This is a genomic window from Arthrobacter sp. C152 (assembly GCF_054890965.1).
Genome location: NZ_JBTZSU010000007.1, coordinates 32,802 through 58,881 on the forward strand (window position 1 = coordinate 32,802; position 26,080 = coordinate 58,881).

At 68.1% G+C, this 26,080-nt stretch carries 21 protein-coding genes and 1 tRNA gene; 9 read left to right on the plus strand and 13 right to left on the minus strand.

Annotated features, from left to right (window positions below; all coding sequences use genetic code 11):
• Positions 1–103: 103 nt before the first annotated feature.
• The 11 genes from ACYSM9_RS06955 to argS form a co-directional block, all read right to left on the minus strand.
• Positions 104–1,051: a glycosyltransferase gene (locus ACYSM9_RS06955; protein WP_461856249.1), complete on the minus strand. Its 948-nt coding sequence runs from the start codon at positions 1,049–1,051 to the stop codon at positions 104–106.
• Between the two features lie 6 nt (positions 1,052–1,057).
• Positions 1,058–1,969, minus strand: a complete 912-nt coding sequence (locus ACYSM9_RS06960) for a glycosyltransferase (RefSeq protein WP_461856250.1) — start codon at positions 1,967–1,969, stop codon at positions 1,058–1,060.
• A 1-nt stretch (position 1,970) separates the two neighbouring features.
• Complete coding sequence (locus ACYSM9_RS06965) at positions 1,971–2,750, minus strand: L-threonylcarbamoyladenylate synthase (protein ID WP_461856251.1); 780 nt, start codon at positions 2,748–2,750, stop codon at positions 1,971–1,973.
• A gap of 12 nt (positions 2,751–2,762) precedes the next feature.
• Positions 2,763–3,632, minus strand: a complete 870-nt coding sequence (gene prmC, locus ACYSM9_RS06970; RefSeq protein WP_461856252.1) for a peptide chain release factor N(5)-glutamine methyltransferase — start codon at positions 3,630–3,632, stop codon at positions 2,763–2,765.
• Positions 3,633–3,641: 9 nt separating this feature from the next.
• Complete coding sequence (prfA, locus tag ACYSM9_RS06975) at positions 3,642–4,715, minus strand: peptide chain release factor 1 (protein ID WP_461856253.1); 1,074 nt, start codon at positions 4,713–4,715, stop codon at positions 3,642–3,644.
• Between the two features lie 288 nt (positions 4,716–5,003).
• A complete protein-coding gene (rho, locus tag ACYSM9_RS06980) occupies positions 5,004–7,118 on the minus strand; it encodes a transcription termination factor Rho (protein ID WP_461856254.1) in 2,115 nt (704 codons plus the stop codon).
• A gap of 293 nt (positions 7,119–7,411) precedes the next feature.
• Positions 7,412–8,386 carry a homoserine kinase gene (thrB, locus tag ACYSM9_RS06985; RefSeq protein WP_461856255.1) on the minus strand — a complete coding sequence of 325 codons (975 nt, stop codon included), beginning with the start codon at positions 8,384–8,386 and terminating at the stop codon, positions 7,412–7,414.
• A gap of 2 nt (positions 8,387–8,388) precedes the next feature.
• The gene (thrC, locus tag ACYSM9_RS06990; protein ID WP_461856256.1) at positions 8,389–9,495 is read right to left on the minus strand and encodes a threonine synthase; all 1,107 of its coding nucleotides are present in this window, start codon (positions 9,493–9,495) and stop codon (positions 8,389–8,391) included.
• Entirely contained in the window at positions 9,496–10,812 is a 1,317-nt protein-coding gene (locus ACYSM9_RS06995; RefSeq protein WP_461856257.1) for a homoserine dehydrogenase, read from the minus strand. It abuts the gene before it with no gap.
• Positions 10,813–12,288 (minus strand): diaminopimelate decarboxylase, encoded by a 1,476-nt coding sequence (lysA, locus tag ACYSM9_RS07000; RefSeq protein ID WP_461856258.1) that lies wholly within the window; start codon positions 12,286–12,288, stop codon positions 10,813–10,815.
• A gap of 5 nt (positions 12,289–12,293) precedes the next feature.
• A complete protein-coding gene (argS, locus tag ACYSM9_RS07005; RefSeq protein ID WP_461856259.1) occupies positions 12,294–13,958 on the minus strand; it encodes an arginine--tRNA ligase in 1,665 nt (554 codons plus the stop codon).
• Positions 13,959–14,162: 204 nt separating this feature from the next.
• Between argS and ACYSM9_RS07010 the strand changes: the two genes are divergently transcribed.
• The 4 genes from ACYSM9_RS07010 to ACYSM9_RS07025 all read left to right on the plus strand — a co-directional run bounded on the left by ACYSM9_RS07010 (position 14,163) and on the right by ACYSM9_RS07025 (position 17,198).
• Entirely contained in the window at positions 14,163–14,648 is a 486-nt protein-coding gene (locus ACYSM9_RS07010; RefSeq protein ID WP_461856260.1) for an FMN-binding protein, read from the plus strand.
• 3 nt (positions 14,649–14,651) lie between these two features.
• Positions 14,652–15,521 (plus strand): FAD:protein FMN transferase, encoded by an 870-nt coding sequence (locus ACYSM9_RS07015; protein ID WP_461856261.1) that lies wholly within the window; start codon positions 14,652–14,654, stop codon positions 15,519–15,521.
• Positions 15,518–17,074 (plus strand): FAD-dependent oxidoreductase, encoded by a 1,557-nt coding sequence (locus ACYSM9_RS07020; protein WP_461856262.1) that lies wholly within the window; start codon positions 15,518–15,520, stop codon positions 17,072–17,074. Before ACYSM9_RS07015 ends, ACYSM9_RS07020 begins: the two co-directional genes overlap by 4 nt.
• Positions 17,075–17,122: 48 nt before the next feature.
• Positions 17,123–17,198 (plus strand) — tRNA-Arg (locus ACYSM9_RS07025).
• A gap of 105 nt (positions 17,199–17,303) precedes the next feature.
• Here ACYSM9_RS07025 and ACYSM9_RS07030 read toward each other — a convergent pair.
• Complete coding sequence (locus ACYSM9_RS07030; RefSeq protein ID WP_461856263.1) at positions 17,304–18,254, minus strand: cation diffusion facilitator family transporter; 951 nt, start codon at positions 18,252–18,254, stop codon at positions 17,304–17,306.
• Positions 18,255–18,375: 121 nt separating this feature from the next.
• On the opposite strand from ACYSM9_RS07030, the gene ACYSM9_RS07035 reads away from it, so the two are divergent.
• Positions 18,376–19,428, plus strand: a complete 1,053-nt coding sequence (locus ACYSM9_RS07035; protein WP_461856264.1) for a M4 family metallopeptidase — start codon at positions 18,376–18,378, stop codon at positions 19,426–19,428.
• A 56-nt stretch (positions 19,429–19,484) separates the two neighbouring features.
• Complete coding sequence (locus ACYSM9_RS07040) at positions 19,485–19,808, plus strand: protealysin inhibitor emfourin (RefSeq protein WP_461856265.1); 324 nt, start codon at positions 19,485–19,487, stop codon at positions 19,806–19,808.
• Between the two features lies 1 nt (position 19,809).
• On the opposite strand, the gene ACYSM9_RS07045 is transcribed toward ACYSM9_RS07040, so the two are convergent.
• Positions 19,810–20,778, minus strand: a complete 969-nt coding sequence (locus ACYSM9_RS07045; RefSeq protein WP_461856266.1) for a GlxA family transcriptional regulator — start codon at positions 20,776–20,778, stop codon at positions 19,810–19,812.
• An 82-nt stretch (positions 20,779–20,860) separates the two neighbouring features.
• Here ACYSM9_RS07045 and ACYSM9_RS07050 point away from each other — a divergent pair, with 82 nt between their 5' ends.
• The 3 genes from ACYSM9_RS07050 (at position 20,861) to ACYSM9_RS07060 (ending at position 26,079) form a co-directional block, all read left to right on the plus strand.
• On the plus strand, positions 20,861–21,028 hold the full coding sequence (locus ACYSM9_RS07050; RefSeq protein ID WP_461856268.1) for a hypothetical protein: 168 nt from the start codon (positions 20,861–20,863) through the stop codon (positions 21,026–21,028).
• Positions 21,029–21,097: 69 nt separating this feature from the next.
• On the plus strand, positions 21,098–25,066 hold the full coding sequence (gene hrpA, locus ACYSM9_RS07055) for an ATP-dependent RNA helicase HrpA (RefSeq protein WP_461856269.1): 3,969 nt from the start codon (positions 21,098–21,100) through the stop codon (positions 25,064–25,066).
• Positions 25,067–25,095: 29 nt separating this feature from the next.
• Complete coding sequence (locus tag ACYSM9_RS07060) at positions 25,096–26,079, plus strand: beta-ketoacyl-ACP synthase III (RefSeq protein WP_461856270.1); 984 nt, start codon at positions 25,096–25,098, stop codon at positions 26,077–26,079.
• Position 26,080: the final 1 nt, after the last annotated feature.

The window sequence follows — 26,080 nt, forward strand, 5'->3', positions numbered from 1 at the left end:
GCCGACTTCCACTACCACGGCGGCCAGGCGCCTGTTTCAAAATACCCCGCCGCAACACTGTCGGACGGCGCCGGGGCCTAGGACGATACTAATCTCTTCCGGTTCAACGTCCCGGATTTGCGGACAACGCAGGCATCGGCTCCCAGCCGGTGTCGGCCAGGATGCTGCGGGATTCGCGCCACCCCTGCCACAGCGCCCCGGCCCCCTTGAGGGTCCGTTCGACGAGGACCAGCCGGAGAAGCTCCTTCAGGAAGGTCAGGGCGGTTCCGGCCGCAAAACCGGCCCGGTTGTACTTGCCATGGGCGCGCAGGTACTGGGCGACCAGGCCCCGGTTGCGCATGACGTAGCGGCGGCTCAGGTCCGACGAGTCGTTCAGGTGGCGCAGGCCCAGGTCCACCTGCCGCTGGGCCCGGACTTTCCTGATGACGAAGGCGTTGACGTAGACCACGGGGGTCTTCTGCGCGGCGAGCCAGCCGTAGATCAGGTCGTCCCACGTGATGAAGAAGCGGGGATCGGGCAGGCCGATGCTCCTGGCCACGGCGGCACTGACCAGCATGCCTTCGAAGTTTCCCACGTTGGTGCGGAACACGTCCGAATGCTTGAACACATCCCGGGAAACGGGGAGGAAGATGCCCAGGGCCTCGACGAAGTGGTGCTGCCAGAAGAACGGCTTGCCGTTGGCGTCGTACCTGCGGCCGATCATGCACGAATAGTCGGGCGTGAACCTGTCCAGTGCCTCCACAGCGCCGGGGAGCACCTCGACGTCGTCGTCCATCAGCCAGAGCCATTCGGCACCTGCTTCCAGCGCCAGCTCCACGCCGCGGGAAAACCCGCCCGCGCCGCCGGCGTTCCGCTCCAGCCGTTCGTACTGGATGGGCGGTCCGCCCGCGGCCGACGCCCGCGCGACGACGTCGGCGGTGTGGTCGGTGCTGGCGTTGTCCACCACCAGGATGCGCGCCGGCGCGGTGCTGAGCCTGGTGAAGGAGTCGAGCAGGTTGTGCAGGAAGTCGGCGCGGTTGTAGGTCACGACGACGGCGAACAGGTTCTCCACGGCGGCCTAGCTGTTGGTGGACATCAGTTCCGCCGGCGAGCCGAAGCCCTTGCCGCGGAAACCGGTGGAATAGGCCGCGAACCATTTCGCCAGGCCCTTGAAATCCCCGGTTTTCAGGAAGTAGTAGGGGAAACCGACGATGTCGGCGCTGAACCAGCGCAGGTTCCGGTACTTGCGGGTCAGGTAGCCGCGGTTGCGGAAGTAGCAGTACCGCTTGAACTCACCCTCGGGGATGACGGGGGTGATGAAGCCGCCGAACACGGGCTTCATTTCGGTCCAGGTGGCGGGGTGCTGCACTGCGACGGTGGCCAGCGTGCCGTACTTCAGCCCGGCTTTCTTCACGCGTGACAGAAAATCCACTTCATCGCCCCGGATGAAGAACTTCACGTCCGGGATCCCGATCTTGTAGAAGACCTCGGTCCGGATCAGGGCCCCGTTGAAGAAGTGCACCATGTCGGGGAGGTATCCCATGGGCGCCAGGCGCGAGCGGTCGTTGGTCAGCAGCCCGTTGATGCGGAAGTTGAAGGACAGGCGGTTGGGGTCGGCTGTCGCGGCGACCAGCGGGCTGACGATGTCCAGCTGGTGTTCGGCGGCCGTGCGGAGCAGCTCGGCGAGGCAGCTGGCGTCCTCCGGGTGGCCGTCGTCGTCCATCAGCCAGATCCATTCCGCACCGCTGGCCATGGCTGCCAGGATGGCGTAGGCAAAGCCGCCGGCCCCGCCAAGGTTTGCTTCGGAGCGCAGATAGTTAATGTTCGTCGCTCCCCCGGCCTCGACCACGCCGGTGGCGGGGACGGTGCCGGAGTCAACGAGGGCGATCGAGTGGATCGGCGCGGTCTGCGCTGCCAGGCCCTCCAGGAGCAGGGCCAGCTCTTCATGCCGGTCGAAGGTGACGGCCGCAACGGCCACTTTGGGCTGCATGTCAGTTCCCCGGGAGGTTGTCGGTGCTTACTGCGCTGCTGCCAGCGGCGGGAGCTTCCTCCGCCTCCGGCGCACCAGGTTCGTCCGTTTCCGGCGCATCCGGTTCCTCCGCCATGGGAATCTCGCCCAGGCCAAGGACTGCGGGAACGTGTTCGCGGAGCTGGTCCAGGCTCACGGCCCCGTTGCGGACCACGCGCAGGCGCGGGCCGGTGGCGTCCACGATGGTTGACGGCACGCCTGCCTCTCCCGCGACGGGGCGGGGTCCGCCTTCCAGGTACACCTCGACGGAATCGGCGAGCTGCTCACGCGCGGCGGCGGCCGTCTGCGCGGGCGCCTGGCCGGTGCGGTTGGCGGAGGAGACGGCGAGCGGGCCGGTCAGCGTCAGCAGCTCCAGGGCGACGTCATCGGCCGGCATGCGCAGCGCCACGGTGCCCTTGGTTTCGCCAAGATCCCAGTCCAGCGACGGCTGGGCGTGCAGGATCAGGGTCAGTCCGCCGGGCCAGAACGCCTCTGCCAGCTTCCGGGCGTCGGCGGAGACCTCCGTGGCCAGGCCGTCCAGGGCGTTGATCCGCGGAATCAACACGGGCGGCGGCATGGTGCGGCTGCGGCCCTTGGAGACCAGGAGCATGGTGACGGCCTGGGGCGAAAACGCGTCCGCGCCGATCCCGTACACCGTGTCCGTGGGGAGCACCACGCACTTCTTTTCGCTGATGGCCCGCTGCGCATGCTCCAGTCCCTGGGCGCGCTGGTCGTCGGTGCTGCAGTCGTAGGTTGTGGTCACTGGCCTATTCTTTCATTCCGTGTGGTCTGCCCCGGCGAGGATGGCACTGGTGGCGCGCTCCTTGCCGTTGAGGTCCAGGTGCGTGCTGATCCTTCTCCAGGGTCCCTTGCCGAGCATTGCGGCGATCCAGGCGGCCTGGACTTCCGCGTGCTCCATCACGAAGTAGCCCCCCGGGCGCAGGAGCCTGGCAGCGGAGGCGGCCGCCGCCGTCGGAAGTTCCATGCCGTCCGCTCCCCCGCCGTAGAGGGCTTCGGGCGGGTCATGCAGGGCTACTTCGGGTTCGTTGGGGACGGCTTCGGCCGGGATGTACGGCGGGTTGGACACGACGACGTCGACCGTTCCGTCCAGTTCCGGCAGCGCGTCGCGCAGGTCCCCCAGGACCAGGTTGACTCCCAGGGGTGCCAGGTTCTTCGAGGCCCAGGCGTGTGCCAGCGCGCTGTATTCGACGGCGTGCACCTCCGCTCCCGGCACCTCCGAGGCGATGGATCCGGCGATTGCCCCCGAGCCGGTCCCGAGGTCGACGATCCGTGGGCGGGACATGCCGCGCACGTGGTCGATCACCAGCTGCACGACGGACTCGGTTTCCGGCCGGGGTATGAAGACCCCGGGTCCCACCGCAAGGTCGAGGTAGCGGAAGTGGGCGACGCCGGTGATGTGCTGCAGCGGCACGCGCCCGGCCCGTTCGGCGACAAGTTCGGCATATCCCGCCGGGGCCGGGGTGTCCCCCAGCATCAGGGCGCGCAGCCGGCCCAGCCCCACGTTCATCAAGTGGTCGGCGAGGAGTTCGGCGTCCACGCGGGGACTGGGAACGCCCGCATCCCGCAGGACGGCGGTTGCCTCGGTGACGGCGTCCGCGAGGGACTGGCCTTGCCCTGTTGCCATACCGGGGGGCTAGTCGCCGATGGCGTCCAGCCGCGCCTGTTCGTCCATCTCGATGGCGGACTGGATGACAGGTTCCAGGTCGCCGTTCATGACCTGGTCCAGGTTGTACGCCTTGTAGCCGGTGCGGTGGTCAGCGATCCGGTTTTCCGGGTAGTTGTAGGTGCGGATGCGTTCGGACCGGTCCATGGTGCGGATCTGGGACTTCCGCTGCTCCGAGTTGGCGGCGTCGATCTGCTCCTGCTGGTGCGCCAGGATGCGTGCGCGGAGGACGCGCATGCCGGCTTCGCGGTTCTGCAGCTGGGATTTCTCGTTCTGCATGGCCACCACAATGCCGGTGGGCAGGTGGGTGATGCGGACGGCGGAGTCGGTGGTGTTCACGGACTGCCCGCCCGGGCCCGAGGACCGGTAGACGTCGATTTTGAGGTCGTTCGGGCTGATTTCGAGCTCTTCGGGCTCGTCAACTTCGGGCAGGACCAGCACGCCCGCGGCGGAGGTGTGGATGCGGCCCTGGGATTCGGTGACGGGCACGCGCTGGACGCGGTGCACGCCGCCTTCGAACTTGAGCCGGGCGTACACGCCTTCGGCGGGGTCGTTCGAGCTGCCTTTGACGGCCACCTGCACATCCTTGTAGCCGCCGAGGTCGGATTCGGTGGCGGAGATGATTTCGGTCTTCCAGCCGCGGGACTCCGCGTACCGGGTATACATGCGCAGCAGGTCGCCGGCGAACAGGGCGGCCTCGTCGCCGCCTTCGCCGCCCTTGACCTCGAGGATCACGTTGCGGGCGTCGTCAGGATCGCGCGGAATAAGCAGGCGGCGGAGCTTGGCGGCGGCAGTTTCAAGCGAAGCTTCGAGTTCGGGCACCTCGGCCGCGAACTCTGGGTCCTCGGCAGCCATCTCCTTGGCAGCAGCAAGGTCGTCCCGCAGCCCCTCCCACTTGTGGTAGGCCTCGACGATGCCATTAAGCTGAGCCGACCGCCGCCCCAGCTTCCGGGCAAGCCGCTGGTCAGCATAAACAGCAGGATCCCCCAGCTGCGCCTGGATGGCATCATGCTCATCAAGCAGGCCCTGTACGGACTCAAACATTCTTAAACCTCTTTCGTTCCGTGCCCATTTTAAAACAGGCACAAGAAGCGGCGCGCCACGGTGAGCGAGCCTCGTAACTGCCGCGCGGATGTTCCGCCCAGGGAGTGGCCCGTAAGGGCCGGGCCGAGGGACCCGACGCGAGCTTGCGAGCGTTGGGAAGGCCCCTGCCCGCTGTCGGAGCGTTGCAGCTGACGTACGCAGTACGTCAGCTGCAACGCGAAGGGGCGGGGGCGGAACATCCGCGCGGCACCCACCGCACGAACGCTCCAGCGCCCGCCCCGAACTCAGCTATTTGTCGTTATCCGACTTCGCACCAAGCGTCGTCTTCTGCACCTGCATGAGGAACTCGACGTTACTCTGGGTTTCCCGGATCTTGTTGGTGAGCAGTTCAAGGCTCTGCTGGGTCTCGAGTCCGGACAGGACGCGGCGCAGCTTCCACATGATCTTGACTTCCTCGGGCGAGAGCAGGTTCTCTTCGCGGCGGGTGCCGGAGGCGTTGACATCCACGGCCGGGAAGATGCGCTTGTCCGCCAGCTGGCGGGACAGGCGCAGCTCCATGTTGCCGGTGCCCTTGAACTCTTCGAAGATGACCTCGTCCATCTTGGAGCCGGTCTCGACGAGCGCGGTGGCCAGGATGGTCAGTGATCCGCCGTTTTCGATGTTGCGGGCGGCACCGAAGAAGCGCTTGGGCGGGTAGAGGGCTGCGGAGTCCACACCACCGGACAGGATGCGGCCGGAGGCCGGTGCTGCCAGGTTGTAGGCGCGGCCCAGGCGGGTCATGGAGTCCAGCAGGACCACCACGTCCATGCCCATTTCCACGAGGCGCTTGGCGCGCTCGATGGAGAGTTCGGCCACGGTGGTGTGGTCGTCGGCGGGGCGGTCGAAGGTGGAGGCAATGACCTCGCCCTTGACGGTGCGCTGCATGTCCGTGACTTCTTCGGGCCGTTCGTCGACCAGCACCATCATGAGGTGGACCTCAGGGTTGTTGGTGGTGATCGCGTTGGCGATGGACTGCAGGATGAGCGTCTTGCCGGCCTTGGGCGGGGAGACGATCAGGCCGCGCTGGCCCTTACCGATCGGGGCCACGAGGTCGATGACGCGGGGGCCGATCTTCTTGGGGTCGGTCTCCAGGCGCAGGCGTTCGGACGGGTAGAGCGGTACCAGCTTGGCGAATTCGACGCGGTCCTTGAGCTCTTCGGCGGTCTTGCCGTTGACCGAGGTGACGCGGACCAGGGCGTTGAACTTCTGGCGGTTGGACTGCTGGTTGCGGTCCTCGCCTTCGCGGGGTGCGCGGATCGCGCCGACGACGGCGTCGCCCTTGCGCAGGTTGTACTTCTTCACCTGGGCCAGGGAGACGTAGACGTCGTTGGGGCCGGGCAGGTAGCCGGAGGTGCGGATGAAGGCGTAGTTCTCCAGGACGTCCAGGATGCCGGCGACGGGCAGGAGGACGTCGTCCTCGGTGATTTCGACATCGTCCACGTCAGGACCCTGGTTGCGGCCGCGGCGCCGGTCGTTGCGGTCGCGGAAGCGGTCGTTGCGGGAGTTGTCGCGGTCCTGGCCGCCGGAGCGGTCATTCCGGTCGCGGCGGTTCCGGCGGTTGCGGCGGCTGCCGACGTCGGAGTCGTCGGAATCGCGGGTGTCGCGTCCGCCGTCGCGCTGGCCGGCCTCGCGGCTGCCGGCGTTGTCGCGGCCACCGTCGGAATCCCGGGAGGTGGTGTCGCGGCCACGGGTGCGGCCGCCTTCACGGCGTTCGGTGCGCTGCCCCGCGTCGCCCGTTTCAGCGGCAGGGGCGGGGGCTTCGGCGCGCTGCTCGGCTGCCGGCTGCTCGACCGGGGTTTCCGCCGGGGCTTCCTGGGCCGGGGCCGCGGCTGCTTCGCCGCGGCGGCGGTTTCGGGTGCGTGGCTGGCGGCGCTCGGCACCGGCTTCGGTTGCCTCGGGGGCTTCCGCCGGAGCAGCGGCCGGGGCTTCGGCACCGGCGGCCGGTGCCGCGGCGGTTTCGACGGCGGGAGCTTCGGTTGCGGGGGCGACGACCCCGTCGCTGACGGCGCGGCGGCTGCGGCCGCGGCCGCGGGCACGGGTGCCTTCGGAGGCGGGCGCCTCAACGGCGGCGGCTTCCGGGGCCGGCGCAGCAGCGGCGGGCGCCACGGGGCTTTCGACCGGCTTTTCCGCTGCCTTGGCAGGGGCCTTGGTGGTCAGGGTGCCCGCGCGGTGGGCGGAGATGGCCGAGACCAGGTCCCCCTTGCGCATGCGGGATCCGCCGGAAATGCCGAGCTGGCTGGCGAGGGCCTGCAGCTGGGCGAGCTTCAGGCCGGCGAGGCCGCTGCTCTTGGCGGTTGCAGCCGGCGCAGCGGCTGCAGAAGATGATAGTTCCACAGCTGGTGACAGCTCAGTGGTTTCGGTCACGAAGGATCCTTCCCCCTCGACGGCGTCCAGACTGGGAGCTGGGCGCGATGATGTGATCTGGGCTGCAGTTCAGATCTGCAGCCGGGATTTCGGCCTTGCCGGTTGGATTTCGGCCAGCAGGGCCGGATACTGATTCACCTTGCGCTGCGCCCGTGGCGCAACACCGGGCTGACGGTTCAGGGGCAGTTGGATGCTGCAGGTTCCTGCGACAGACCAAGCAGGCGGCACCGGAATACATTCACAGTCGTCGATCAAAAAGCAACTGAATGCAGGAGCAGATCAGATAGGCGGAATTACCGCCGGTGCAAGTCCACCTTAGCACCTTCAACGTCCACTGCGAGCTTCAGAACGCGCCAGCCAATGTCGGGCGTGTTCGAGCCGGTGAAGGACTCGATGAACTCGAGCGCCGCCCCGGCCTGTTCTGCGCCGTTGGCAAGCACCAGCACTGTGGGCCCGGCCCCCGACACCACGGCTGCATACCCGGCTTTGCGCAGGGCCGCGATCAGCGCCGCGCTGGGGCGCATGGCTTCGGCGCGGTAGCTCTGGTGCAGGTAGTCCTCGGTACCGGCCAGCAGGAACTCCGGTTTGGCGGTGAGCGCGTGGATCAGCAGCGCGGCGCGTCCCGAGTTCATGGCGGCGGCGTGGTGGCCCACCGAGGCCGGAAGAAGTGCCCTGGCGGCCTCGGTGGACAGTTCATAGTTGGGAACCGCCACGATGGGAATGACGGACTCCACCACGTGCGCACTGGTGCTGCTGTACTGCTCACTGTCCTGCCACGACAGCGCCAGTCCGCCGAAAATGGCGGGTGCGACGTTGTCCGGGTGGCCCTCCAATTCGCTGGTGAGCTGGAGGATCCAGTCCTTCCCGCGCCGGTCCCCGGCGGGAACCATGGCGTTGGCTGCCGAAACGGCGGCCACCACGGCGGAGGCGGAGGAGCCCAGCCCGCGGCCGTGCGGGTTGACGTTTTCCGCGGTCACCTTCAGGCCGCCGTGGCGGTATCCCAGGCGTTCAAACGCCGTGTCCATGGCCCGGATGACCAGGTGGCTGGCATCGCGCGGCAGGGTGTCGGCGCCTTCGCCGCGAAGGTCGAACACCAGTTCGTCGGTGTCCAGGCTCTCGACGGTCAGCGTGTCATGCAGGGCCAAGGCCAGGCCCAGGCTGTCGTAGCCGGGGCCGAGGTTGGCCGTGGTGGCGGGAACGCGGACGGTGACCCGCTGGCCCGGCTCGATGAGGTGCAGTCCGACGACGGCCTGCGAGGTGGTGTCCAAGGCTATTTTTCTTCCAGTCCCAGTTCGGCTGCCACGGTGACGACATCGTTGGGGACCTTGACCGGCTGGACTTCGCTGCCGTCCTCGGTGCGCAGGGCCCACTGGGGGTCCTTGAGTCCGTGCCCGGTAACCGTGATGACGATGGTCTTTCCGCTGGGGACCTCGCCGGCGGCGTGCTTCTTGATCAGGCCGGCCACGCCCGCGGCGGAGCCCGGCTCCACGAAGACGCCTTCCTTCGACGAGAGCCAGCGGTGCGCGTTCAGGATTTCCTCGTCCGTGACGGCGTCGATGAGTCCGCCGGATTCGTCGCGTGCGCCGACGGCACCGTCCCAGGAAGCGGGGTTGCCGATCCGGATGGCGGTGGCGATGGTGTCGGGCTCGGTGATCGGGTGGCCGGCGACGAAGGGCGCCGCGCCGGCTGCCTGGAAGCCCCACATGGCAGGGGTCTTGGTGGACACTGCGGGGAGGGTTCCGGCGGTTTCCGACTCGAAGGGCGCGGAGTACTCCTTGTAGCCCTTCCAGTACGCCGTGATGTTGCCGGCATTGCCGACGGGCAGGACGTGGATGTCCGGAGCGTCGCCGAGGGCATCGACGACTTCGAAGGCACCGGTCTTCTGGCCCTGGATGCGTGCGGGGTTGACGGAGTTGACCAGGAACACGGGGTAGGACTCGCCGAGCTTGCGGGCGATGTCCAGGCAGTTGTCGAAGTTGCCGTCCACCTGGAGCAGGGTGGCGCCGTGGGCGATGGCCTGGCTGAGCTTGCCCATGGAGATCTTTCCTTCGGGCACCAGGACGGCGCACTTGAGGCCGGCCGCCGTTGCGTAGGCGGCGGCGGAGGCCGAGGTGTTGCCGGTGGAGGCGCAGACCACGGCCTTGGCACCGGATGCCACGGCGGCGGTCATGGCCATGGTCATGCCCCGGTCCTTGAAGGATCCGGTGGGGTTCATGCCCTCAACCTTGAGGTAGACCTCCGAGCCGGTGAGCTCGGAGAGCTTCTGCGCGTGCACCAGCGGAGTGCCGCCCTCCCCCAGGGTGATGACCCTGGTGGATTCCGTTACGGGCAAACGGTCAGCGTATTCGCGGATGACGCCGCGCCATTGGTGAGCCACTTAGACTCCTTCTACCCGCAGAACGGATGTAACTGAATTGATGACGTCCAGGCCCTTCACGGCCTCGACGGTGGCTGCGAGGGCAGCCTCTGACGCGCGGTGGGTGACGATCCGCAGTTCGGCGCTCTCCACGTTGGATTCCGCGTCGCGGTGGATGGTCTGCCGCATGATTTCGATGGAGACGCCGTGTTCGGCGAACAGCTGGGCGATCTTCGCGAGCACGCCGGGCTGGTCGGCAACGTCCAGGCCGATGTAGTAGCTGGTGGTGGCCGCGTCGATCGGCAGCGCGGGGACGTGGCCGGTGGTGGTCTCGGTGCGTCCGGGGCCGCCCAGGACCAGGCGGCGGGCAGCGGAGACGAGGTCGCCCAGCACTGCCGAGGCCGTCGGGGTACCGCCGGCTCCCTGGCCGTAGAACATGAGTTCGCCGGCGTTTTCGGCCTCAATGAAAACCGCGTTGAACGCGCCGTGGACGGCGGCCAGCGGGTGCTCGCGCGGCAGCAGTGTGGGGTGCACGCGGACGGACACGCCGTCCTTGCCGTCGGCGTCCGTCAGTTTTTCCGCGATGGCCAGCAGCTTGATGACGAAGCCTGCGTCCTTTGCGGCGGCGATGTCCGAGGCGGTGACGGAGCTGATGCCTTCGCAGTAGACGTTCTCCAGCCCGAACCGGGTGTGGAAGGACAGCGAGGCCAGGATGGCGGCCTTCGCGGCGGCGTCGTGGCCTTCGACGTCGGCTGTGGGGTCGGCTTCGGCGTAACCGAGGCGCTGGGCTTCGGCCAGGGCATCGGCGAACTGGGCGCCGGTGGTGTCCATCTGGTCGAGGATGAAGTTGGTGGTGCCGTTGACGATGCCCAGCACGCGGGTGATGCGGTCGCCCGAGAGGCTGTCACGGATGGGGCGCAGGATCGGGATGGCACCGGCCACGGCGGCCTCGTAGGAGAGCTGCACGCCGGCTTTGTCGGCCTCTTCGTACAGCGTGGGGCCGTCCTGGGCCAGCAGCGCCTTGTTGCCGGTCACCACGCAGGCGCCGTTGCGCAGCGCGGAGAGGATCAGCGTGCGGGCGGGCTCGATGCCGCCCATCAGCTCGATCACGAGGTCGGCGTCCTTGACCAGGGTCTCGGCGTCGGTGGTGAACAGGTCCTGCGGCAGTTCAACGTCGCGGGGCGAGTTGACGTTGCGCACGGCGATCCCGCTGAGCTGCAGGCGGGCGCCCGTGCGGGCGGCAAGGGCGTCGGCGTCCTCAATAAGGATCCGCGCAACCTGGGCCCCAACGTTGCCACAGCCCAGCAGGGCCACTTTCAGGGTTCGCATTTCCGTCATTCAGGCTCCCATGTCGCGGTTCAGCAGATCTTCTTCGGTTTCCCCGCGGACAATCAGCCGGGCAGATCCGTCGCGCACCGCGACAACGCCCGGCCGGGCCAGATAGTTGTAGTTGCTCGAGAGGGCCCAGCAGTAGGCGCCGGTTCCCGGTACGGCAAGCAGATCACCGGCTGCCACGTCCTCGGGCAGATATACATCTCTAACAACTATGTCGCCGCTCTCGCAATGTTTGCCCACCACGCGGGACAGCTGCGGGGCCGCCGACGATGTGCGCGAGGCCAGAATCGCCGAGTAATCCGCGTCGTACAGCACCGGCCGGGCGTTGTCGCTCATGCCGCCGTCCACCGAAACATAGCGCCGCGGATACGTAACGTTGTTGCCCGCGTCACCGTCCCCGGAAACGGCCGGGGCATCCACGCGGACGGTCTTGAGCGTGCCCACCTCATACAGGGTGAAGGTGGTGCTGCCCACGATGGCACGGCCGGGCTCGATGGAGATGCGCGGCGCACCGATGCCCAGTTCGGCGCAGGTGGAACGCACGACGGCGGCCATGGCCGTCGCGATCTCCGCTGCGGGGCGCGGGGTGTCCACCGGGGTGTAGGCAATCCCGTACCCGCCGCCGAGGTCCAGTTCGGGCATGGTGATGGAGTACTTGTCCTGCATGGCCGCCAGGAACCTGAGCAGCTTCTCGGCGGCCAGCGCGAAACCGTCCGGTTCGAAGATCTGCGAGCCGATGTGGCAGTGCAGGCCCAGCAGTTCAATGCCGGGGTGCGCCGAGGCGGCCGCCACCGCTTCCTCGGCGGCGGAAACGCCGGCTTCGTCGGTGGTGTCCGCCGCCATGGACAGGCCGAACTTTTGGTCCTCGTGCGCAGTGGCGATGAACTCATGGGTGTGGGCGTGCACGCCGGGCGTGAGCCGCAGCATGACCTTCGCCTGCACGCCGCGGGCCTGGGCGAGTGCGCCCACCCGGACCAGTTCGTCCAGGCTGTCCACCACGATGCGGCCCAGCTTCATGTCCAGGGCGCGGTTGATCTCGGCGTCGGATTTGTTGTTGCCGTGCAGCGCCACCCGTTCCCCGGCGATTCCGGCGCGGGCCGCCACGGCCAGTTCGCCCCCGGAGGCGGTGTCCAGGCGCAGTCCTTCCTCCTCCACCCACTTCACCACGGCGGTGCACAGGAAGGATTTGCCGGCGTAGTAGACGTCCACGCCGCCGCAGATGTCGGCGAAGGCGGCATCGAAGGAATCCTTGAAGGCGCGGGCCCGGGCTCGGAAGTCGGACTCGTCCATGACGAACAGGGGCGTGCCGAACTGCGCCTTGAGTTCATGGACGTCCACTCCCCCCACGGTGAGGACGCCTGCGTCGTTACGGTCCACGCTGCCGGCCCACATGGGCCGGTGCAGCGCGTTCAGGTCGGCCGGGACCTGCAGCCACTCCGGGGCAAGCGGGGACGCAGCGGTGTTCGAAGCTACTGACATGGCGGTTACATCCGTTCCGGCGCGGAGACGCCCAGCAGGTCCAGGCCATTGGCCAGCACCTGGCTGGTGGCGTCGTTGAGCCACAGCCGGGTGCGGTTGAGGTCGGTCACGGCTTCCTCGCCCATGGGGGCAATCCGGCAGGCGTCGTACCAGCGGTGGTAGGCGCCGGCGATGGTCTCCAGGTGGCGCGCCACACGGTGCGGTTCGCGCAGTTCCGCGGCCTTGGCAACGATGGAGGGGTAGCTGCCCAGGTAGGAGAGCAGTTCGTTCTCGGTGGCGTGGTCCAGCAGCGAGGCGTCGAAGCTTTCCCGGCCGTCCACGTGGCGTTCGACGCCGGCCGCCACGGCGTTGCGGGCGGCACCGCGGGAGCGGGCGTGGGCATACTGAACGTAGAACACGGGGTTCTCGTTGCTGTGCTTCTTCAGCAGCTCCGGGTCCAGCGTCAGCGGCGAGTCCGCGGGGAAGCGCGCCAGCGAGTAGCGCACGGCGTCCTTGCCGAGCCAGTCGATCAGGTCCTTGAGCTCGATGATGTTGCCCGCCCGCTTGGACAGCTTGGCGCCGTTGACGGACACCAGCTGCCCGATCAGCACTTCGATGTTGGCCTCGGGGTCGTCGCCGGCGGCGGCCGCGATGGCCTTGAGCCGGTTGATGTAGCCATGGTGGTCGGCGCCGAGGAGGTAGATCTTCTCGGTGAAGCCGCGGTCCTTCTTGGACAGGTAGTAGGCGGCGTCGGCGGCGAAGTAGGTTGGCTCGCCGTTGGCGCGGATCAGCACGCGGTCCTTGTCGTCGCCAAAGTCGGTGGTCCGCAGCCAGACGGCGCCGCCGTCGTCGAACACGTGGCCCTGTTCGCGAAGGCGCGCAACGGCACTTTCGATCGCGCCGGCGTCGTGCAGTTCCTGCTCCGAGAAGAAGACGTCGAATTCGACGCCGAAGTCCGCCAGGGTGGCCTTGATGTCTTTCATCTGGGCCTCGTAGGCGGCAGCCCGGATGACCGGCAGCGCGGCAACTTCGGTGAGTTCGCGGATGTCCGGGTGGGCGCTGAGGACCTCGTGGCCGAGGTCGGAAATGTACTGTCCCGGGTAGCCGCCGTCCGGCACGGGAAGGCCGTGGAGGCGGGAGTAGACGGACGTGGCGAAGGTGTTCATCTGCGAGCCGGCGTCGTTGATGTAGTACTCGGCAGTGACGTCGGCGCCGGAGGCGCGCAGCACCCGGGCGATGGAGTCGCCCAGCGCGGCCCAGCGGGTGTGGCCGATGTGGAGGGGCCCGGTGGGGTTGGCGGAGACGAACTCCATGTTGACGGTGCGCCCGGCGAGCGCGGCGTTGGTCCCGTACTCCTTGCCGGCCTCGACGATGGCCTTTGCCAGGGCGCCGGCCACCGCGGCGTCCACGGTGATGTTCAGGAAGCCCGGGCCGGCAATGTCCACGGCGGAGACGCCGTTGATCGACTTCAGGCGGGCGCTGAGCACGCCGGCGAACTCGCGCGGGTTGGTGCCGGCCTGCTTGGCCAGCTGCAGGGCGATGTTGGTGGCCCAGTCGCCGTGCTCCCGGTTCTTGGGCCGCTCCACTCGCACGTCCTCGGGAACTGCTGACGCGGCGAGGGCAATCTCGCCGGCGGCGACGGCGTCCTTGAGGCAGGCGGATATGGCGAGGGAAAGTTCTTCGGGAGTCACCCCTCTAGACTACCGGGGGCCAGTGACAGCAAAGAATTTGACGGCCCCGCCGGGTGCCCGGCCGGCCCGGGCCTGTGAAGCGCGCCACACGGTGAACCATTGAGGCCCATCCGGCGTTGAGAAGACCGTAGCCACAGGCGCAGGATGTGACCGACGAGTGAAACGAGAGCCTTAATGAGACCCTCCAAGCCGAAAAGCACTGCAATGAGGAACGCGGCACCGGCAGGCGCACTGCGCAACGGTGTCTATGCCGGAATTGCCGGCCTGTCCCTTGCCGGCACGGTGGCCGGCTGCGCACCCTCTGCCGCCGAACCCGCGCCCGCTTCCCCCGGCACCACCGCTGGAGCGTCCGCCGCGCCCTCGCCCGGAACGTCTGCGCTGGCGGGCAGCGGGTCCGTGTACAGGGACGGGACCTACAGCGCGGACGGGAACTACGTTTCCCCCAACGGTACCGAAACGGTGGGCGTGCAGCTGACGCTGGCTGCGGGCACGGTTACCGGCGTGCAGATTACCCAGCACCCGTCCAACCCGAACACCCGGAAGTTCCAGGGCGAATTCGCCGGCGGCATCGCGGCGCAGGTGGTGGGCCGGAACATCGACGAACTCAGAGTGTCCAAGGTGGCCGGCTCCTCGCTGACCAGCGGCGGGTTCAACCAGGCCCTGGAGAAGATCAAGGCGGAGGCGCAGTAGGGGGTGGCCGCCGGCCGGGAGGACTTTTCGTTTACGGGGATCGGGACCGGCTGGGTCATCTCCACTGCCTTGCCGCTGCCGCCGTCGCTGCGGGCGCGGCTGCTGGACAGGGTTGAAGCGTTCGACGCCGCGTGGTCCCGTTTCCGGCCTGACTCGCTGGTGGCGGCGATGGCGCGGGAGCCTGGCCGCTACGGCTTCCCGGACGAGGCCGCCGCCCTCGGGCCCCTCTATGCAACCCTGTACCGCCTGACCGGCGGCGCCATGACCCCGCTCATCGGCGGCAGCCTGGAACGCCTGGGGTATGACGCCGGGTACTCGCTTGTGCCGGCCGGCCCTCCGGTGCCCGCGCCGGCCTGGGAGTCCGTGCTGGCCTGGGAGGGCAGCACCCTCTCGGCGGGCGCACCTGTGGTGCTGGACATCGGGGCCGCAGGCAAGGGCCTGCCGGTGGACCTGCTGGCGGCCGAACTGGCGGCCGCCGGCGTGGACAGCTTCGTGGTTGACGGCAGCGGGGACCTGCTGGCACGGGGACCCGATCCCATTCCCGTGGGGCTTGAGCACCCGTACGACCCCGCGAAGGCCATCGGCGTCATTGACCTTGCCGGCCGTGCGCTGTGCGCCTCCGCTGCCAACCGGCGCGCCTGGGGCGACGGACTGCACCACGTCCTCGACGGGACCACCGGGCAGCCGGTCCGGACCGCCGTCGCCACCTGGACCCTCGCAGACACCGCCATGGTGGCCGACGCCCTCGCCACGGCCCTCTTCTTCGTCCCCGGCGCCGCACTGGAGGACGTGTTCGATTTCTCCTGGCTGACGGTTTTTTCCGACGGCAGCGCCGCCTGGTCGCCCGAATTTGAAGGGACACTGTTCTCATGAGCCCTGTTGAAACACCGTCGGCCGGGACGGCCGCATCCCTGGCCGGACGCGTGGACACCGCGGTGGGCCGGTACACCATGTACCGGCTCATCCTGCTGGTCCTCGCCGCCCTCGCCGCCTACAGCCTGCTGCTGAATGTGCTGGGCTGGCTGACGTTTGGCATCCTCCCCATGCTGGTGCACCTGGCACTGTGCCTGGGCCTGACCTACGCCTCAAACCGGGCACTGGCAGCGCTCTTCAGGGTCAACCCCCATACGGAGTCCTCGCTGATCACCGGGCTGCTGCTGTACTTCCTGTTCTGGCCGTCCCTCCAGCCCCTGGACCTGGCCGGCGTGGCGCTTGCCTGCGTGCTGGCGTCGGCGTCGAAATACGCCTTGGCCTGGCGCGGGCGGCACATCTTCAACCCGGCCGCTGCCGGAGCCTTCGTCACCGGACTTACCGGACTCAACATCGCCACCTGGTGGGCCGCGACGCCCGCCATGCTGTGGGTGCTGGTGCCCGGCGCCGCACTGGTGCTGTACCGGACACGGAAGTTCCCCATGGCCTCGGTGTTCGTCCTGCTTGCCACTGCCATCATCTCCGCGGAGCTGATGCGCTCCGGCATGTCCGCCGGCATGGGGATCTGGCAGGCCCTGGCGCAGCGCCCCGTGCTGTTCTTCGTGGGGTTCATGCTCACCGAGCCGCTCACGCTGCCTCCGCGCCGCTGGCAACAGCTGGCACTGGCCGCCCTGGTCGCAGTGGTGTTTGCCGTCCCGTACAACCTGGGCTTCCTGGCCAACTCGCCGGAGGCAGCCCTGCTGCTCGGCAACCTCCTTGCGTTCGTTGCGGGCCAGCGGGGCAAGGTCAGGCTGCAGTTCACGGGCGTCCGTCCGCTGACGCCCAGCACGTCGGAGTTTTCCTTCAAGCCCTCGCGTCCGGTGCGCTTCCTGCCCGGCCAGTACATGGAGCTGGACCTTCCGTATGCAAAATCTGATGGAAAAGGGCGGCGCCGCGTGTTCAGCCTGGCAGGTTCCCCGCAGGACCGCCTGGTGAAGTTCGGCGTGCGCACTGCCGGGCCGCTGTCCCATGCCAAGAAGGCCCTGCTGGAATTGCAGCCCGGCGACGAGCTGATGGCCACCTCCGTGGGCGGCGACTTCGTCCTTCCGCGGGACCCGCGGCGGCCGGTGCTGCTCATAGCCGCGGGAATCGGCATCACGCCGTTTGTCTCATACGTGTCGTCCGGGGGCCTGCAGCAGCGGGACGCCGTGCTGCTGTACCTCGCCCGGAGTGCGGACGAGGTTGCCTACGCCGATGAGCTCCGGACCTCAGGTGTCCGGGTGCTGGTACGGCTGGCGGACGGTTCGGAGCCGCCCGCCGGCCTGGCCGCCGGAGGTGGCCGCGGCCCAGGCCCGGCGGGCAGGCTGGACAGGGCTGCGCTGCTGGCCCTTGTCCCGGACATCGCCGCGCGCGACGTGTACGTTTCGGGGTCGCCGGCCAGCACGGCGTCCCTCCGCCGCGCCGCCAAAAGCGCCGGCGCGCGGCGCGTGCACGCGGATTCGTTCTCTGGTTACTGAGGTGCTAAGCTCTAGGACGTCCCGCCGGGAAGGCAGGATATCCGGATTGCCCTCGTAGCTCAGGGGATAGAGCGTCTGCCTCCGGAGCAGAAGGCCGTAGGTTCGAATCCTACCGAGGGCACCAGCAGAAAACCCCGCCGTTTCCACACGGCGGGGTTTTTCGTTGTCCCGCACCTGCTGCGCCGCGGCCGCGGCCCCGCAGGCCCCCTGCTGCCCTGGACGTCGCGGTCTAGAAACGCAGCGTGGCCTCATCCAGGGTAGCCAGGGTCAGCACGGCTTCCTCCACGGTTGCGTGGTCCTCCAGGTCCCGTTCGATCCGCCGGAGGGTCCGGGCCACTTCGTGCTCCGGGCGGTCCCCCTCCAGGTCCACCGCCGCAACGAGGTAGAGCCTGCTCGGGCCCACGAATTCGAGATGCAGGTAGGTGAGCCGGGCGATGTCCCGGTGCTCCAGCAGGCGCTGCGCCATGGAGCGCTCGATGTCGGGCGTGACCCCCTGGCCTACCAGGAAGCGCCGGTTCCGGTCGATGAGCACCACGGCGACGACGGCCAGCAGCACGCCGACGAGGATCGACCCCACGGCATCGGGCAGCGGCGAGCCCGTGACCTGGTGCAGGAACACCCCGATGAAGGCCACCACCAGGCCAATCAGCGCGGCCGAGTCCTCGGCGAAGACGGCGCGCAGGGTGGGATCCGAGCTGATGAGGACCTGCTCCAGGGTGTGCCGCTCCAGCTCGCGGGCGGCCTTCCGCGTCTGCCGGAAGGCCTGCACGAAGGAAATGCCCTCAAAGACGAACGCCACGGCAAGCACCACGTACGCGACCGTAAAGTCGGCCGCCGGCTCCGGGGCAATGATTTCCTGGATGCCGTGCATGATGGACACCACCGCGCCCGCGGTGAAGAGCCCGAAGGCGGCGAACATCGACCAGACATAGGCTTCGCGGCCATATCCCATGGGATGGCCGGAGTCGCGCGGCCGGGCTGAGCGACGCTCCGCGAGGAACAGGAACACCTGGTTTCCGGTGTCGGCCCAGGAATGCGCTGCCTCCGCCGCCATGGAGGCCGAACCCGAAAGGACGGCGGCCACCGACTTCGCCGCTGCGACAAGGAAGTTCGCCAGGAAGGCGATGATGACGGTCAGGAGGGTTCCGCCGGGTTTCTTCGGCTTCTTGGTCTGTGCCATGGGCCTACCGTACCCACGCGCGCTGCCGCCGTGTGCGGAAGGGGAGACAATATATCCGGCCTGCCGATGGTTGTCGGTCCCCCTTCATAGGCTGGCACCACCTAGCTGAGGGGGTTACGCCATGTATGTTCCGTTTTGTTCCATCGTCCCGCCCTATCTGCTGCGGCGCCTGGCCCGGCAGGATGTGCCGGGGTTCTCGTCCGCGGCTGCCGCCGCGCGGAAGGCCCTGGGCCATGTCGAGTCCTTCCACGTTGCCCGCGCCCGGCCCGCTCCTGCCGTGGCGCCGGGTGTGCTCCAGGCCAAGCCGGGGCCGGTCAGCCGCACCATCTACGACGCCGGCAGCACAGAGACCCTTCCCGGCGGGCTTGCCAGAAAGGAGGGTGCGCCGGCCACGCAGGATGCCGCCACCGATGAGGCGTACGACGGGCTCGGCCACACGCACCGGCTCTACGCCGACGCGTTCGGCCGTGACTCGATCGACGGGCTCGGGCTGCACCTTGAGGCGACCGTGCATTTCGGCAGGCTTTATGACAATGCGTTCTGGAACGGCAGCCAGATGGTCTTCGGGGACGGCGACGGCGAAGTGTTCGAACGCTTCACCAAGTCCGTCAGCGTCATCGGGCACGAGCTTGCCCACGGTGTGACGCAGTTCTCCGCCGGCCTGGCCTACCGGAACCAGGCCGGCGCCCTGAATGAGTCCATGTCCGATGTCTTCGGAGCGCTCGTGGAGCAGTACGTGAAGAACCAGGCCACCGGCGAAGCCAGCTGGCTGATTGGCGAGGGCCTCTTCACCCGGCAGGTGCAGGGGCGGGCCCTGCGCTCCATGAAGGCACCGGGAACGGCGTACGGCGACGACGTGCTGGGCAAGGACCCGCAGCCGGACTCCATGGACTCCTACGTCCGCACCAGTGCGGACAATGGCGGCGTCCACATCAATTCCGGTATTCCCAACCGGGCTTTCTACCTCGTGGCGGACGCCCTGGGCGGCTATGCCTGGGACGCTCCCGGCCACATCTGGTACGAGGCATTGACCGGCGGTTCATTGCCGCCGGCCGCCACGTTCTCCGTGTTTGCCCGTGCCACGGTCCGGGCCGCCACGGGGCTTTTTGGCACCGGCTCGGCGGAGCATGACGCCGTGCGGCAGGCGTGGGACACTGTGAAGGTCAAGGTTTAGCCGCGGCCCGGCTGCCGGCATGCCGGCAGCCGGGCGCCCAGCCCAGGGACCAGGCCATGAAGATCAAGGTGGAGCGCTCCGGCGGAATCGCGGCGCTGACCCGGGTTTGGACAGTCGATGCCCGGACGGATACGGACCTCAGCCAGTGGCAGCCCCTCGTCGAGGCGTGTCCGTGGGATGCGGTCCCAAGCACACCGCGCGCAGCAGCGGCAGCCTTCGAAGCGCCAGGGCCGGACCGCTTCTTCTACTCCATCAGGGCCGGCCAGCGCCGGGCTGCACTGCCCGAACACGCGGTTACCGGCCCATGGCGGGTACTGGTGGACACCGCCCGGGCGGCCGCCGAGCGGGACCGGACGGCGCCGGAGGGCGGCGGCCCATAGCCTAGCCGGCTGCGGCCAACTGCCCGCGGAAGGCCCGGCGGTACGACTGCGGGCTGGTTCCGAGAACCTTGGCGAAGTGATGGCGCAGCAGGACGGAGTGCCCGAACCCCGAGTCCCTGGCAACTTCGTCAATATTCAGGTCCGTTGATTCCAGCAGTTCCTGTGCCCGCAGCACGCGCTGCGAGTTGAGCCAGGCAGCGGGCGTCGCGCCGGTTTCCGACCTGAACTTCCGCGCGAACGTCCTGGCGGACATGTGCACGCGTCCGGCGAGGTCGTTAACGGTGTGCTCGCGGTCCAGGTTCTCCACCATCCACCGCAACAGCGCTTCGATCGGTGCCGAGCCGCAAGCGGGGATCGGCCGCTCGATGAACTGTGCCTGGCCTCCGTCCCGGTGCGGCGGGACCACCATGTCCCGGGCGATGGCCGATGCCACCTGCGCTCCCAGTTCAACCCGCACCAGGTGCAGGCAGGCATCGATTCCAGCAGCGGTGCCTGCCGAGGAGATGATATTTCCGTCCTGGACGTATAGCACGTTCTCATCGACGCGGACCAGCGGGTGCCGGGCAGCAAGCTCTGCGGAGAAGCGCCAGTGCGTGGTGCAGCGCCGGCCGTCGAGCAGCCCGGCGCGGGCCAGTCCGAAAGCTCCTGAGCAGATCGACATCACCCACGCTCCCCTGGCATCCGCGGCCCGCAGGGCTTCAAGGACGGATTCGGGCAGGTCCCGGCCCGAACCATACGGCGGCAGGATGACCAGGTCAGCGTCTTCCGTGGCCTCCAATCCGAAGCTGACATTCATGGACAGCCCCGATTTCAGCCGGACATCGCCGGGAGACGGGGTGCAGACCTTGAAATCGAAAGCCGGAACGCCTGTGCCCCGGCCGGACCGATCGATCCCGAACACCTCGCAGGCGGTGCCGAACTCGAAGATCGAAAACTCGGGAACCACGATCACAGCCACAGTTTTGAGCATGTACCCACTATGGCAGGAATTATAGCTTTTTGGTCATTCCTGCCACTGTCCGGGGACCACTGGCAGGAGAAGCATTGAGGGCATGGAGATCCTCGCAAGCATCATCGTCATCATCCTCTTCCTCGGGGCCGCAGCCACCGCCGCAGCTTTCCTCGGCGGCGGCCGGGGCCACACGCCCCCGGCTGCCTCGCACGAGGACTGGTCCACGCTGGACCCGCCAAGCGCCGGCTACACCCTCCGCATCTTCTAGGTCACAGCGGCCGCCGCAGACAGTCGAACCGGAAGGCACCGGCATCCCCGCAGTAGACTGTCTGCAGCCATGACTTTTCATATTTCCTATCCCGCCGAGCTGCCGGTATCCGAGCGCCGCGACGATCTGATGGCAGCGATCGCCGCCAACCAGGTGACCATCATCGCCGGCGAGACCGGCTCCGGAAAGACCACGCAGATCCCCAAGATGTGCCTGGAACTGGGGCTCGGGGACAACGGGCTGATCGGCCATACGCAGCCCCGCCGGCTGGCGGCACGCACCGTGGCTGAGCGCATCGCCGAGGAACTTGGTGTGGAGATCGGCCAGGAAGTGGGATTCCAGGTCCGTTTCACCGGCGAAGTCAGCAAGGAAACCAAGGTCAAGCTGATGACCGACGGCATCCTGCTGGCTGAGATCCAGCGCGACAAGCTGCTGCGCAAGTACAACGCGATCATCATCGACGAAGCCCACGAACGCAGCCTCAACATCGACTTCATCCTGGGCTACCTCAAGCGAATCCTCCCCCAGCGGCCGGACCTGAAGGTCATCATCACCTCGGCCACCATCGATCCCGAACGTTTCGCCAACCACTTCGGCACTCCGGAGAAACCCGCGCCCATCGTCGAAGTCTCGGGCCGGACCTACCCCGTGGAAATCCGCTACCGGCCCCTCTCCCAGCCGAAGACGGACGAGGACGAATCCTCGGATGACGAACTCGAAGAGGACCGGGATCCTTTGGACGCGGTCTGCGACGCCGTCGACGAACTCGCTGCCGAGGCGCCCGGCGACATCCTGGTGTTCTTCTCCGGCGAGCGCGAAATCCGGGACGCGGCAGAGGCCCTGCAGGCGCGCATCCAGGCCAACCGGCGGCTGGCCAACACCGAAGTACTGCCCCTCTTCGCACGGCTGAGCCTGCAGGAGCAGCACAAGGTCTTCCACCCCGGCAGCAAGCGCCGGATCGTGCTGGCCACCAACGTGGCGGAGACGTCACTGACAGTCCCGGGCATCAAGTACGTCATCGACACCGGCACGGCCCGCATTTCCCGCTACTCGCACCGCACCAAGGTCCAGCGGCTGCCGATCGAACGCGTGTCCCAGGCCTCGGCCAACCAGCGGTCGGGCCGCTGCGGCCGCGTCTCGGACGGCATCGCAATCCGGCTGTACTCGGAAGAGGACTTCGACTCCCGCCCCCAGTTCACGGATCCGGAGATCCTGCGGACCAACTTGGCAGCGGTCATCCTGCAGATGACGGCCATGGGCGTGGCCCGCGGGCCCAAGGATGTGGAGGACTTCCCGTTCGTCGAGCCGCCGGAAACGCGGGCCATCAACGACGGCGTCACGCTGCTGCGCGAACTGGGCGCCCTGGCCCCGCCCCGGCCACAGAAGGCAACGGGAAAGGCAGAGTCCAGCGGCGGGGGCCTCACCGCCGTCGGGCAGAAACTGGCGCAGTTGCCGGTGGATCCCCGGCTGGGCCGGATGATCGTCGAGGCCGGCAAACGCGGCTGCGTCCGGGAGGTCATGGTCCTCGCCGCGGCGCTCACCATCCAGGATCCGCGGGAACGTCCCACGGACAAGCAGCAGCTGGCGGCGGAAAAGCACAACCGCTTCCGCGACGAAAACTCCGATTTCACCGGCTACCTGAACCTGTGGAACTATCTGCAGGAAAAGCAGCAGGAACTCTCGTCGTCGGCCTTCCGCCGCCTCTGCCGCGCCGAATTCATCAACTACCTCCGGGTCCGGGAGTGGCAGGACCTCTTCGCCCAGCTGCGCCAGCTCGCCCGGCTGCTGGGCATCAGCCTGGACAACAAGCGGCTGGCCGACCCCGTGGGCAACCACGACGGCATCCACATCAGCCTGCTCTCCGGACTCCTGAGCCATATCGGCATCCTCGATGAGCGCAAGCGTGAGTATGCCGGTGCCCGCGGCAGCCGGTTTGCGATTTTCCCCGGGTCCGCGCTGTTCAAGAAATCCCCCACGTTCGTGATGGCCGCCGAGCTGGTGGAAACCAGCCGGCTCTGGGCCAGGGTCGCCGCGAAGTTCGATCCCCTCTGGGCCGAGCAGGTGGCACCGGACCTGGTGAAACGCAGCTACAGCGAGCCGCACTGGTCCACCCGCCAGGGCGCCGTCATGGCCTACGAGAAGGTCACGCTCTACGGCGTCCCGATCATCGCCCAGCGCAGGATCAACTACGGGCGGGTGGACCCGGTGGTGGCGCGCGAGCTGTTCATCCGGCACGCCCTGGTGGAGGGCGACTGGCGTACGCACCACAAGTTCTTTCACCGCAACCGGGCGCTCCTGAACGAAGTCGAGGAGCTCGAAGCGCGCATGCGCCGCCGCGACCTGCTGGTGGACGACGAAACGCTGTTCGAGTTCTACGACGCCCGCATCGGCCAGGACGTGGTGTCCGAACGCCATTTCGATAAGTGGTGGAAGGATGCCAGGCGCGGGAATCCGGACCTGCTGGACTTCGACAAGTCGCTGCTCCTGAGCGACGACGCCGACGGCCTGAACGAATCCGCCTATCCGAAAACCTGGCTGCACAAGGGCTTCGAGCTCCCCCTCAGCTACGAATTCCACCCGGTGGCCCCGGGCTCGGCACCCAATCCGTCCGACGGCGTCACGGCGGAAGTGCCGGTGCTGTTCCTAAACCAGCTGGAGGACGCGCCGTTCCGCTGGCTCATTCCAGGGCAGCGCGTTGAGCTGGTGACCGCCCTGATCAAGTCACTGCCGAAGCAGGTGCGGAAGAACTTCGTCCCCGCCCCGGATGTAGCCCGGCAGGCGGTGGCCGTCCTCGAAACGGATTTTGATCCGGCCACGGACGGGCTGGAGCCGTCGCTGGAGCTCGCGCTGCGGCGCCTCCGCGGTGCCATCATTCCGCCCGGTTCCTGGAACTGGGATGCGGTGCCCCCGCACCTGCGCGTGAGCTTCAAGGTGGTGGACAGCAGGGGCAAGGTCCTGGGCGAAGGCAAGGACCTTGGAGAGCTCCAGGAACGGCTTGCTCCCGCCACCCGGCGCGCCATCGCCGAATCGCTCGGCGCCACACCGGCCTCCGCGGCGCCCGCCAACGGCAAAAAGACCCAGGCCGGGAACGGCACAGCGGACGACGGCGGGACGCAGCCCCGCCGCCACGGCGCCCCTGCCACGGGATCCCCTGCCGGGGGCACGTTCGCGGAGCAGGACGGCCTGACGGAGTGGACGTTCGGCACCATAGAGCGCCAGGTCAGCAGCCTGGTGAAGGGACACACCGTCACCGGTTATCCGGCCCTGGTGGACCGGGGGACGTCAGTGTCCCTCCGTGTCTTCCAGACGGAAGAGGAGCAACTCGACGCGATGCGGGGCGGCGTGGTCCGGCTGCTGGCCCTGCGCGTCCCGGCGCCTGACCGGTACGTCCTGGAACACCTGAGCAATACCGAAAAGCTCACCTTCAGCCAGAACCCGCACGGTTCCGTGGCGGCGCTGATCGCAGACTGCGCCCTGGCCGCCATCGACAAGCTCACTCCTGCGGAGCTGCCCTGGGACCGCATGGCGTTCGACCAGCTCTACGAGCTGGTGCGGGCCGAGCTGATCGACACCGTGTTTACCGTGACGGCGGTCGTGGAACGCATCCTGGCCAGCACCCGCCGGATTGAAAAGCAGTTGAAGGGCACCACCAGCCTTGCCCTGATCAGCGCGCTGAACGACATCAAGAGCCAGTTGGGACAGCTGGTCTATCCGGGGTTTGTAGCACGCACGGGTTACGCCCAGCTCAGCCAGCTGCCACGCTACCTGTCCGCCATTGAGAAGCGGCTTGAACGCCTGCCCGGCAACGTGCAGCGGGATGCGCTGAACATGGCCGTCGTCCAGCGTTTGGAGGACGACTACGACGACGCGGTCTCGGCCCTGCTGCCGGGGCGGCGGGCCGGACGGGAATTAACCCAGGTGCGCTGGATGATCGAGGAGCTCAGGGTGAGCCTTTTCGCCGTCGAACTCGGAACTGCCTACTCGGTATCGGAAAAGCGCATCCGCACCGTGCTGAACAAAGCCCTGGCCCCCGCCTGACGGCGGTCCGCCTTTACGAGAGGAATCCCATGAAGCTCACGCTTGCCCACGGCCCGGCAGGGACAGAGATCGCCGGCCTCGGCCACGCCCAGCCGGCGAGGATCATGGACAACCATGAGCTCGAAGCCATGATGGACACCAGCGACGAATGGATCCGCCAGCGCACGGGCATCGTCACCCGGCACATCGTCGCGGACGGCGAAACCGTGGTGGACCTCGCGGTCCCGGCCGCCCGGATGGCCCTGGCAGATTCCGGGGTGGCTGCAACGGACATCGACCTCGTGGTGGTCGCAACGACCACCGCCGCCGAGCGCTCACCCAACACTGCCGGACGCGTGGCCGACGCGCTTGGGCTCGGCCGGGACGGCCGGGGCCCCGGGATCATGGACGTCAATACCGCCTGCTCGGGCTTTGAATACGCGCTCGGCGTCGCCGACCAGGCCATCCGCACCGGCAGCGCCACCCACGCCATCGTCGTCGGGGCGGAGACGCTCTCCACCGTCACCGACTGGACGGACCGCGCGACGGCGGTGCTCACCGCCGATGGTGCCGGCGCCGCCGTCGTACGCCCATCCGACAGCCCGCGGATTGGGCCGGTGGTGTGGGGATCCGAGGCCGGCATGGCCGACGCCGTCCGGATCTCACCGCCGTCGGGCAGGTTTTTCCAGAACGGCCGTGAAGTGCTCCGGTGGGCCCTCACCAAGGCACCGGACCGGGCCCGCGAAGTGGTGGCCCGTGCCGGGCTTGAACTGGACGACATCCAGGTCCTGGCCGCGCACCAGGCCAACCTTCGCATCATCGAACCCCTGGCGGACGCCCTGGGCATGTCGGACCGCGTCGTCATTACCGACGTCACGGAGTCGGGGAACACGTCCGCGGCAAGCGTTCCGCTGGGGCTGAGCAAGTGGTGGCACAGCGGACAGATCCCCGCGGACGTTCCGGCTCTGCTGTTCGGCTTCGGCGGCGGCTTCACGTATGCCGGAATGGTGGCGATGACGCCCCGCAGGGGCTGAG